This window comes from Vreelandella sp. 2A-K22 (assembly GCF_054065485.1).
On record NZ_JBSUGC010000022.1, the window covers coordinates 15083 to 26237 of the forward strand.

Annotated in this window: 10 protein-coding genes; 3 read left to right on the forward strand and 7 right to left on the reverse strand. The window is 55.5% G+C overall.

Features of this window, described 5'->3' with window-relative positions; translation table 11 throughout:
• Window positions 1-4: 4 nt before the first annotated feature.
• From ACW17M_RS22600 to ACW17M_RS22620, 5 genes are all read right to left on the reverse strand, one after another.
• A complete protein-coding gene (locus ACW17M_RS22600) occupies window positions 5-670 on the reverse strand; it encodes an alpha/beta hydrolase (RefSeq protein ID WP_035584878.1) in 666 nt (221 codons plus the stop codon).
• A gap of 90 nt (window positions 671-760) precedes the next feature.
• Window positions 761-2530, reverse strand: coding sequence for an SLC13 family permease (locus ACW17M_RS22605; protein WP_138801470.1), 1770 nt, complete (start codon window positions 2528-2530; stop codon window positions 761-763).
• A 220-nt stretch (window positions 2531-2750) separates the two neighbouring features.
• Window positions 2751-2957 carry a cold-shock protein gene (locus ACW17M_RS22610; RefSeq protein WP_022522448.1) on the reverse strand — a complete coding sequence of 69 codons (207 nt, stop codon included), beginning with the start codon at window positions 2955-2957 and terminating at the stop codon, window positions 2751-2753.
• A gap of 204 nt (window positions 2958-3161) precedes the next feature.
• On the reverse strand, window positions 3162-4847 hold the full coding sequence (locus tag ACW17M_RS22615; protein ID WP_051052176.1) for a GMC family oxidoreductase: 1686 nt from the start codon (window positions 4845-4847) through the stop codon (window positions 3162-3164).
• Between the two features lie 26 nt (window positions 4848-4873).
• Window positions 4874-6385, reverse strand: a complete 1512-nt coding sequence (locus tag ACW17M_RS22620) for a CoA-acylating methylmalonate-semialdehyde dehydrogenase (RefSeq protein ID WP_041158289.1) — start codon at window positions 6383-6385, stop codon at window positions 4874-4876.
• A 150-nt stretch (window positions 6386-6535) separates the two neighbouring features.
• Here ACW17M_RS22620 and ACW17M_RS22625 point away from each other — a divergent pair, with 150 nt between their 5' ends.
• The 3 genes from ACW17M_RS22625 (at window position 6536) to ACW17M_RS22635 (ending at window position 9757) form a co-directional block, all read left to right on the forward strand.
• On the forward strand, window positions 6536-7444 hold the full coding sequence (locus ACW17M_RS22625; RefSeq protein WP_022522445.1) for a LysR family transcriptional regulator: 909 nt from the start codon (window positions 6536-6538) through the stop codon (window positions 7442-7444).
• Window positions 7445-7551: 107 nt separating this feature from the next.
• A complete protein-coding gene (msrA, locus tag ACW17M_RS22630) occupies window positions 7552-8175 on the forward strand; it encodes a peptide-methionine (S)-S-oxide reductase MsrA (protein WP_039860491.1) in 624 nt (207 codons plus the stop codon).
• A 199-nt stretch (window positions 8176-8374) separates the two neighbouring features.
• Complete coding sequence (locus ACW17M_RS22635; RefSeq protein ID WP_009288336.1) at window positions 8375-9757, forward strand: NAD-dependent succinate-semialdehyde dehydrogenase; 1383 nt, start codon at window positions 8375-8377, stop codon at window positions 9755-9757.
• Window positions 9758-9846: 89 nt separating this feature from the next.
• Here ACW17M_RS22635 and ACW17M_RS22640 read toward each other — a convergent pair whose 3' ends face one another.
• Together ACW17M_RS22640 and ACW17M_RS22645 are read right to left on the reverse strand one after the other, a co-directional pair.
• On the reverse strand, window positions 9847-10335 hold the full coding sequence (locus ACW17M_RS22640; protein ID WP_457548135.1) for a phosphatidylglycerophosphatase A family protein: 489 nt from the start codon (window positions 10333-10335) through the stop codon (window positions 9847-9849).
• Window positions 10335-11081: a tellurite resistance TerB family protein gene (locus ACW17M_RS22645; protein WP_457548136.1), complete on the reverse strand. Its 747-nt coding sequence runs from the start codon at window positions 11079-11081 to the stop codon at window positions 10335-10337. Before ACW17M_RS22645 ends, ACW17M_RS22640 begins: the two co-directional genes overlap by 1 nt.
• Window positions 11082-11155 lie beyond the last annotated feature (74 nt).

Here is an 11155-nt window from a genome sequence, read left to right on the forward strand (position 1 = left end):
GCGCTTAGTTTAGGCGAGAACCCAACCACTTGCCGATATCATTGACCTGCTGGGGGCAGAGCGCATGGGCCATGGGGTATTGGCGGTAGTTGACCGCGTAGCCCATCTCTTTTAAGCGGTCGGCGCCGCTGCGACCCAGGCTTTCAGGCACAATGGGGTCAAAGTTACCGTGCTGAACTTCCACAGGAATCTGACGATTAGCTTCTGCAAGGTCGATATTGTCGGCGGTCGCGAAGTAGGTCGACATGGCTAACAAGCCACCCAGCTGCGCGGGAAAAGTCAGCGCGGCGTGGTAGGCAACCGCGCCACCTTGCGAAAAGCCCGCGACAATAATGCGCTGGCTATCGATACCCTGGTCAATCTGCTCTTGAATCAGCGCTTGGATGCGCTCAGCGGATTTCTTGAGTTGAACCTCATCGACCCGACGCCCCAAATCCATGGCGAGAATATCGTACCAAGCGGGCATCACCATACCGCCATTAATCGTCACCGGCAGGCGTGGCGCATGGGGCATGATAAAGCGCACGTGAGAATCTTTAGGCAGCGCTAATGCGGGCACCAAGGGTTCAAAATCGTGCCCATCCGCGCCTAAGCCGTGAATAATAAACACACAGGCATCGGCGGGTTGACCATCTTTCGGCTCAATAATCAGTTCGCCAGGAGCAGTCATGACATCGTATTCCTTATGCAAAAAGGGCCACCCTAGCGCAAACCCGCGTTAACAGCGAGCCATGGCATGCTTAAAAAGGCCACGCCACGTTTAAAAGGGCCACACGAGGGGAATCAAAACGAGCGCTATGGCACCCGTCAGTATATTTAATCCACCGCCCAAACGTAGAAAATCGCTCACACGGTAACCACCTGGGCCATACACCATCAGGTTGGTTTGATAGCCGATGGGGGTTAAAAAGCTCGCTGAGGCGGCAAACATTACCGCCACCACATAGGGCATCGGGTTCACGCCCAAGCTTTCGGCCGCGCTCATCACCACCGGAAAAATAATCACTGCCGCTGCATTGTTGGTCACCAGCTCGGTGAGCAGCGCCACCACACAGTAAGTGCCTACTAACAGTAGCAAAGGGTTTCCGGCCACTAAGGTGAGCACTCCGCCGGCCATTACCTCGGCAGCACCAGAGCTTTGCAGCGCGGCCCCCACCCCAAACGACGCGGCAATAGTGAGCAACACCTGGGTGTCCAAGCCACGCTTGGCGGCGCCCACCGAACAGCAGCCCGTTAGTAGCGCCAATGCCGCCCCCAACATGGCAGCGTTGAGCATGCTCAGCACACCGAAGGCGGCGAGCAGTACGGCGCCTAACAGCACTCCCCACGCTAGCGGCGCCTTCTCATGGATCGGCCGCGCTGCGCCATTTAACTCACTAATCAGCAGAAAGTCCCGCGACTGACGATGACGCTCAATAAAAGGAGGACGCGCCTCCAGCAACAGCACATCGGCAGGCTGCAGCCGCACTTGGCCAAGATTACCCTTAACCCGTTCACCGCCACGGCAGATCGCCAGCACTGCTGCCCCATAAAGGGTTCTAAAGTGACCATCGCGAATACGCTGGCCAATAAACTGGCACTGATTTGAGACCACCGCCTCGACCAAGCGACGCTCTTTAAACTCTTTCTCCAAGCTGGAAGTACCATCCCGGGAAGGGATTAAGCCACGAATTTGCTGCAACTCCACCGCCGCATCAGAGGTACCTGCAAACACCAGCCGATCGCCACCTTTTAGCTGCTCGCCAGGCCCAACAACGCTAACCACGTTGCCTGCGCGCTCAATCTCAACCAGAAACAACTCCTGCAGGTGGCGTAGTCCCGCCTCTTCGACAGTGCGATCCACCAACACGCCTGACGGGTCGACTTCCATTTCGATAGTGAACTCGCGTGGGTTGGCAAACGCATTGGCCAGCCCTTCCCTGGCAGGCAACAACCGCGGCCCGAGCAAAATAAGATAGCCAAGCCCTACGACGGCGACGGGAACACCGACCCAGGCCAAATCCAACAGGCCCATACCGAGTTCTGGGTAACGCTCCAGCAATAGCCCGTGCACCACCAAGTTCGTGCTGGTACCAAAGAGCGTGATGGTGCCACCGAGGATAGAGGCGAAACTGAGCGGCATCAGCAGCCGCTGGGGAGACAAGCGCAGCCGACGGCTCCAGCTCATGACCGCGGGAATATAGGTAGCGACAACCGGGGTATTATTGACAAAACCGCTAAGCGTGGCCACGGGGAGCAGCAGGCGAACCAACGCGCCTCGCTCGCTTTTGGGCCGTTTGAGCACATAGCGAATGATCAGGTCGATGCCGCCGGTTTCGCGAATGCTGGCCACCAGCACATACATAAACGCCACGGTAAACAGGCCGCTATTGGAGAAGCCCCCCAGCGCCTGCTGTGGGTCAATCACCCCCAGCGTCATTAGCAAAATCACCGCGCCCAGCAAAATAATATCCGGCCCCAGGCGTGAAAAGGCCATCAACGGGAAGATGGTGAGCACCACCCCGACCGCTATCCAAGCATCCAGCGACATAACCACGACATCCTTAACAAATAAGCATGGCGGTATTGTGAAGCCAATCGCATATTCTAAAAAGTTATTTTTAGAAACATTTAAAGATCAAAATGGAATATGAGGCGTGAGGAAAGCATAAGGATTGCCTTAATTATACAGATACAAAAAACCCCGCGCTCGGCGGGGTTTTCTGGTCAATCAACGCTAGGCGGTGATTGTTAACACCTTAGTAAAGGAATTAACCTTCTACTTTGATGTTAGAAGCCTGAAGGCCTTTTTTACCCTGTGTGACGTCGAAGGAAACCTTCTGGCCGTCTTGCAGGGATTTGAAGCCTTCTGCCTGAATTTCTGAGAAATGCGCGAACAGATCGTCGCCATTGTCGTCAGGAGAAATGAAGCCGAAACCTTTAGTGTCGTTGAACCACTTAACGGTACCAGTTGCCATGATCGAAATCCTCAATGTTGCTAATTAAACCGGGAAATACCCGAATTGCAGTGGGTATAACAAGAGACTTTCACCAGATTTAACGCTAGAGGCGCTTCTATACTGCTGACAACGTTCGACTTGCTAACCAACTGTAACTATTCTGCGCTCAACCACCCTCCTGCGTCAACACCCCCATAAAACGCTGCTTAGTAGATTTTGTCGCTAGTAAACCTCACGCCTCTCAGCCAGTATCCAACCGGCGGCCTTCTCGGCAATCATCAGCGTCGGAGAATTGGTGTTGCCACTGGTGATGGTCGGCATAACGCTGGCGTCAGCCACTCTTAGCCCGCTAATACCGCGCACTCTCAGCCGTGCATCGACCACTGCCATCGCATCATCTTCCTGGCCCATACGTGCGGTGCCCACCGGGTGGAAAATAGTCGTGCCGATATCACCAGCCAGCCGGGCTAACTCATCGTCACTTTGATACTCGACGCCGGGCTTCACCTCTTCCGGCGCGTATTTGGCAAACGCAGGCTGCTCGGCGATACGCCTCGTCACCCGCAGAGAATCCGCCGCCACTTTGCGATCTTCAGGGGTGCTCAAGTAATTGGGAGAAATCGCCGGTGCCTGGCGCGGGTCGCTGCTTTTAAGTCGCACGGTGCCCCGGCTGGTAGGGTTCAAATTGCATACGCTGGCGGTAATCGCTGGGTAGGGATGCAGCGGCTGACCAAAGGCTTCCAGGCTTAGCGGCTGCACGTGGTACTCAATATTGGGGTGCAGCTGATCCTTCGTGCTGCGGGTAAAAGCCCCCAGCTGCGAAGGTGCCATGCTCATCGGCCCAGAGCGCTTAAACAGGTACTCAAGGCCAATTCCCGCTTTACCCCACAGCGTGCTGGCTATGGCATTGAGGGTTTTGCCATTAGTAATCCGATATATCGAACGAATCTGCAGGTGATCCTGCAAGTTCTCGCCGACGCCCGGCAGCTCATGCACTACCTCAACGCCATGCTTACGCAACGACTCTGCGGGCCCCACACCGGAAAGCTGCAGCAGATGCGGCGTACCAATCGCGCCTGCGCAGAGCACTACTTCCCTGTTCGCCATGACGCGAAGCGGGCTGCCCTCACGCTCCACCTCCACCCCTGTGCATCGCAGCATGTTGGCACTTTTTTCGAACAGCAGCCGATTGACTTGAGTGGAGTGCCATAGTGTGAGGTTTTTGCGCTTAAGCGCGGGGCGCAAAAACGCTTTGGCGGTATTCCAGCGCCAGCCCGAGCGCTGATTGACCTCAAAGTAGGCCACGCCTTCGTTAGAGCCACGGTTAAAATCGTCGGTACGCGGGATGCCCGCCTGCACGGCAGCTTCGGCGAAATCATCCAGCACCTGCCACTTGAGGCGCTGCTTTTCGATCCTCCACTCCCCACCGTGGCCGTGAAAATCCCGGTGCTGGGCGTCTGCATCTCCGCCCTCGTCCAGACGGTAGTGGTCTTCATGTTTGATAAAGTCGGGTAGGCAGTTCTCCCAGCGCCAGGCATCGTCGCCGGTGACTTCCGCCCAGTGGTCGTAGTCACGCGCTTGGCCGCGCATATAGATCATGCCGTTGATGCTAGAGCAGCCGCCCAGGGTTTTCCCCCGCGGGTAGATCAGCGAACGGCCGTTGAGGCCTTTATCGGGCTCGGTGCGAAACAGCCAGTCGGTACGTGGATTATTAATGCAGTAGAGGTAGCCCACCGGAATATGAATCCAGTGGTAGTTATCGCGACCGCCCGCCTCTATCAGCAGTACCTTATTATTGGGATTGGCACTCAAACGATTAGCCATCAGGCACCCCGCGGTGCCTGCGCCGATCACGATATAGTCGAAGTAACTGATATGGTCGATATTGTTATGGGTAGATTCTGACATTGGTTGGCTCCGGTAACGTTTAGTCGCTACTTCGCCGTGGGCATTACAAATTCAGCCCCGGCATCAATCGAATCCGACCAACGCTGCATAATCGATTTCTGCTTGGTGTAGAAACGCACGCCTTCTTCCCCATAGGCGTGGGTGTCACCAAACAGCGAGCGCTTCCAGCCACCAAAGCCGTGCCATGCCATAGGTACCGGAATGGGCACATTGATACCCACCATGCCGACCTGAATACGGCGGCCAAACTCCCGCGCCACCGTACCGCTTTCGGTAAAGCAGCTAACGCCGTTGCCAAACTCATGGTCGTTAATCAACTGGATTGCAGTGGCGATATCCGGCACCCGCACGCAAACCAGCACCGGGCCAAAAATTTCTTCTTTATAGATCGTCATCTCGGGAGTGACATTGTCAAAAAGCGTGCCGCCCATCCAGAACCCGTCGGCGCAGTCCTCGCCTGCCGATGAAGCATTAAAGTTGCGTCCATCAACCACCAGTTCCGCACCTTCAGCCACGCCTTTTTCGATATACCCAGTAATCCGCTGGTGGGCTTGACGAGTCACAATGGGGCCCATTTCCGCATCCAGCTGCATACCATCTTTTACTTTCAGCGCTTTAGCCCGCTCAGCCAATGCTGGCACGACTTTATCCGCCACATCACCTACCAACACCGCCACGCTAATCGCCATGCAGCGCTCGCCGGCGGAGCCATAGGCGGCGCCAATCAGTGCGTCGACGGCTTTATCCAAATGTGCATCCGGCATCACTACCATATGGTTTTTGGCCCCGCCCAAGGCTTGAATGCGCTTGCCGTTGCGCGCGCCGCGCTCGTAGATCAGGTTGGCAATTGGCGTTGAGCCTACAAACGACAGCGCCTTAACATGCGGATGGTCGATCAGCGCTTCCACAGAGTCTTTATCACCCTGCACAACGTTGAACACGCCGTCGGGCAGGCCAGCTTGCTTAAGCAAGTCAGCCATCAGCAGCGAAGCACTGGGATCGAGCGGGCTTGGTTTCAAAATAAACGTATTACCCGCCGCAATTGCCAGCGGGAACATCCACATCGGCACCATGGCAGGGAAATTAAATGGCGTTATACCTGCAACGACGCCCAGCGGCTGGCGCATCGTCCAGTTATCGATCCCGGTACTCACCTGCTCGGTGTAGTCACCCTTTAACAACTGCGGGATACCACAGGCAAATTCAACAATATCGATACCACGGGCCACTTCACCCTGGGCGTCAGTGAACACCTTGCCGTGCTCTTTGGTAATTGCTTCGGCTAGCTCATCTTTATGAGCGTTTAACAGCTCTAAAAACTTGAACATCACCCGGGCGCGGCGGATCGGAGGGGTATCGGCCCAGGCAGGAAAAGCGGCTTGTGCGGCCTCTACCGCCGTATTGACGTCCGCCGGGGAAGCGAGCGACACACGACCAGTAACTCGGCCAGTGGCAGGGTTAAAGACGTCCTGGGATTGAGCAGACTCACCCGCGGTGACCTGACCATTAATAAAGTGCTGAATCGCTGTTGTTGTCATGGGAGTACCTAGTTAAGAACGCATGTTTAAAGCGTGTGCAAAAAGCTTACTTTCAGCCTAGCCTACTGGGCCTAGTGAACGGATCAATTGAGTTATTTAAAAGCCAGTTATAAGCTTTACTAATATCACGACGAGTATTTGAGGCTAATCATGCAAGAGTACGCCACCCTGCGCGCCTTCGTGGCCGTTGCACGAACAGGCAGCGTGTCACGCGCCGCAGAACAGCTGCACCTGACTCAGCCGGCCATTAGCCTAAAGTTGAAGCAACTGCAGTCGAATTTAGGCCTCACGCTGTTTAGCCGACGCCCTCAAGGCCTTGCGCTGACGCCCGACGGCCATGCACTGCTGCCTGCCGCTGAAAAGGCGCTGGCCAGCGCCCTGTCGTTTGAGCAAACCGCCGGGACATTACACAGCACGCTGCGCGGCAAGCTCTCAATTGGCACCATTGTCGACCCCGAATTTCTCCGTCTAGGCGCCTTTTTGAGCCGCTTGATGGCCCGTGCACCGCAGTTAGAAACCGAACTTCACCATGGGATGAGCGGCAGCGTGCTTAATCGCATTGAACAAGGCGACTTAGACGTTGGGTTTTACCTGGCGCCACCCGCTCAAGGCCCTGGAAAAGGCCATGAGACGCTTGCTTGGCGTGAGCTAACCCATTTTGATTATCACGTGATTGCCCCAGCAGGCTGGGAAAATCGACTCATTGATACTCGTTGGGAGCACTTAGCCACGCTGCCCTGGATTGTTACGCCACAGGATTCCGCCCACCACCGGCTGTTAAAACAGGCGTTGGCACCGAGCGGCGCAGTTCCCAATCGGGTGGCCCAGGTGGATCAGGAGGCCTGCATGCTTGACCTGGTGCGCGCAGGCGTTGGCTTAAGCCTGGCCCGGGACGCCCTGGCGATGACCGAACGCCAGGAGAGCGGCCTGGCGGTGGCGGAGAATATTCGCCTGCCCTGCGCGTTAAGCTTTATCTGGCGTCATGAAAGCACCAACGAATCGACCGTTAACGCTGCGCTAAGTACGCTGGATGAGGTATGGCCCCATCGTCTAGGCTAAGTCATAAAAAAAGGGTTGTGACAAAGGGGCTGTAAGGAAAGGGAACACCAAGCGACTAATCAACTTCATAATGAACAGTAACTCGCCCTGCTACTGGAGTGCTTGCAATGATCCGTCTGTCCCCTCTTCGTCCATTTACGCTTGGCGTATTGGCGGCCGCTGGCCTAGCCAGCCCTTCGCTTCAAGCCCAAAGCAGTGCAGAAGCCACGTTTGCAGGCGGCTGCTTCTGGTGTATGGAACCCCCTTACGACAACCAGCCCGGTGTTAGCGCCACCATTTCCGGCTATATCGGCGGCGAACTAGAGAACCCCACCTACGAAGAAATCTCCCAGGGCGGTACTGGCCATGCTGAAGTCGTGCAAATCGAATACGACTCCGAGCAGATCAGTTACGAGCAGCTCTTAGAAATCTTCTGGCGCAACATCGACCCCTTTGCGGTCGACCGTCAGTTCTGTGATGTAGGCGATCAATACCGCTCGGCGATCTTCTATCATGACGAAGCCCAGCGTGAACTGGCCGAAGCGTCCAAAGCCGAAATGGAAGCGCGCTTCGACCGGGAGATCGCCACCCAGATAGTACCAGCCACCAAGTTCTGGCCTGCTGAGGAGTACCACCAGGACTATTATCAAAAGAACCCCGTGCGCTATAAGTTCTACCGCTACAGCTGTGGTCGCGACGGGCGCCTGGAAGAAGTGTGGGGCGAAGAAGCCGGTGGACCTTCGTTTGAGTAACAAGCGGTACACCATCAACCATTGACTGAAGTGATGGGTTGAACTGTTTGCTTTAATCACTGCCGGAAAGGTAACGCCAATGTTATGCATGGTCGTTCTTTTTGTACTACAGTGACCGTGCACCAGTAATAGACCGGTCGATTAGGCGCCCTGGAGCTAGGCGCTTTGACCCCACGTTGATCTATAGATAGGAGATCTTATGAGCAACAGTATCAAGACGATCAATCCCACCAATGGTGAAACCCTCGAATCCTATACGCTAATGAGCAGCGCGGAAGCCAAGCAGATAGTGGACGCCTGCTACGAGGCGTTTCTCGATTGGCGCCTAGAATCGCTGGAAAGCCGCGCTAAAACGGTCAAAGCCATTGGCCAAGCGCTGCAAAAGCATAAAGAAGAGCTTGCCGACCTGATGGTCAATGAGATGGGTAAACTGCCTTCTCAGGCCCGCCAGGAAGTCGATCTTTGCACCGGCATCTGTGATTACACCGCTGAACATGGCCCCAAAAAGCTAGCCGACGAAGAGCGTCAGCCTGGCAATGGTAAACGCGGTTTCGTGACCTACTCACCGATGGGTGTGATCTACGGCATTCAGCCCTGGAACTTCCCTGCATATCAGGTAGTACGTTACTCAATCGCCAATATCATGGCGGGTAACGGCGTGCTGCTAAAACACGCTGAAAACGTGACTGGCAGCGGCCTGCTGTTGGAAAAGATCTACCGCGAAGCGGGTCTTCCGGAAAACGTCTTCCGTACACTGGTGATCTCTCACGATGTTTCTGATGAGGTGATTGCTCATTCTGCGGTACGTGGCGTAACGCTAACGGGTAGTGATGGCGCAGGTCGCAAAGTCGCTGGCAAAGCGGCTGAGTACCTTAAAAAGACCGTGCTTGAGCTGGGCTCTAACGACGCCTACCTGGTGCTTGATGACGCCGATATGGATGTCGCCATCAATACCTGCGTCCAGGGGCGCGTCTACAACGGCGGTCAAACCTGCGTCGCGGCCAAGCGTTTTGTGGTCACTGAAAAGAACTATGAAACGTTTAAAAAGCGCTATGTAGAACGTATGCAGTCGCTTAAAGCGGGTGACCCGACCCAAGAAGACAGCGATCTGGGCCCCATGGCTCGCGTGGATCTCCGCGATGGTCTCCACGACCAAGTGGAAGAGAGCGTGCGCAAAGGTGCGAAAATTCTCTGCGGTGGCGAAAAGCCATCCGGTAAGGGCGCGTTTTACCCGGTCACCGTGCTGGACAACGTCACCCCCGGCCAGCCCGCTTACGACGATGAGCTATTTGGCCCTGTCGCTGCGCTGATTCGTGCCAAAGACGACGAAGATGCCATGCGCATTGCCAATGACAGCCGTTACGGTCTGGGCGGCGGCATCATCTCTAAAGATGTGAAACGCGCTACCGAGCTTGCCAGCAAGTACTTTGATACCGGCATGGTGTTTATCAATGGCTTTGGTGTTGCGACACCGGAAATGCCTTTCGGCGGCGTTAAAAACTCCGGTTACGGTCGCGAGCACGGCGGCTTCGGCATGCACGAGTTCGTCAATGCCAAGTCGGTGATTGTCGTTCAAGAGTAAGCCTGTAAGCGCTCAAAATCATGAGCGATAAGATAGAGCGCCGCTAGCTTTTTATTAAGCTAGCGGCGCTTTTTTCGTTGCGTGTTCTATTACGAGTTTAACTGTTGCCCAGAGGTTCGACGCTGCCAAAGCTTTAGCCCAATCGCTATTACCACCCAGGTCACCAACGCCGCGATAACATCATCCAAGACAATGCCAAAACCGCCATGAACATACTCTGCCAGATGAATCGGCGGCGGCTTCAGCGCATCGAAAAAGCGGTAGACAACGAATGCCAGCGCTATCACCGCTGGATGGCGCGCACCGGCTAACCCGATTACCGCCAGCGGGAACGCTACATATTCATCGGCAACGATACTGCCATGATCCAACCCGGCGTAGTGCCAGGCAGCGACGTGGCAAACCGGTACCGCAAGTAACAGCAGAGCTGCCATTATAGCGCCTTGCTGACCTAGCGAGCGGCTCAACAACCACCACGCCAGGGGGATGCCCAGCAGCGAGCCAAAGGTACCCGGCGCCATCGGCGCTAGCCCCAGCCCAAAGCCGGTAGCTAGCCAAAAATTAACCGTATCCAGCATTAACCTGCCTGCTGCGCTTGACGCTCAAGTTCAGCGGTCATCTCTTTGGGTAAGTTAAGTGCATTGCCCAACTGATCAAGCCAGGCGCGCTCCATGGGGTTTTGATCATCGGTCACGGCCACGCTGATCAGGTACATTTCACGGGCCGCTTGAGGGGAGTCCGCTTCGCGGGCCAGTGCCTGGGCATCCAGCGGTGCTTTTAGCTGCTGCTCCACCCAGTTATGCATCTCTTGATCAGCACCTAGGGCGTCAATCTGTTCAGTAATCAGCGCCTGCTCCTGCTCATCAATATGGCCATCGGCCCGGGCGGCCATAATCATCGCCTGCAGCAGTTCCAGGCTGCGACGCTCTTGGTACTCGCCACTAAGCGCTTCTACCCGCTCGCCCTCTGTCGCATTCTGGGTCGTATTTTGCTGCGCATTGCCATTTTTCGCCGCCTGAGAACTCTGCCACGCTTTCCATGCCAGCACGCCCACCCCAGCAATGGCGCCGTATTTTAGTGCTTTGCCGCCCATGCTGCGACCACGTTTGGAACCCACCAGTAAACCCATGGCACCGCCACCAAGCAGGCTTTTCATATCAAAGCTACTGGAGGAGCCGCCACCTTGACCGCCGCTACTGCCACCGCCTAGCTGCTTAGAAAGCCCGCTCAGCATGCCTTTAACATCGACACCACTGCTACTGCCGCCCTTCTGGCTTCCGCCGGCTTGCTGCATCAGCTGCTGTAAAATTTTGCTTGCGTTCATCCTTGTACTCCTAAGTAGATAGTATCTTTAGGGCTCGTTTGACGATTCATTTACTTTATAAAACATTCTATATG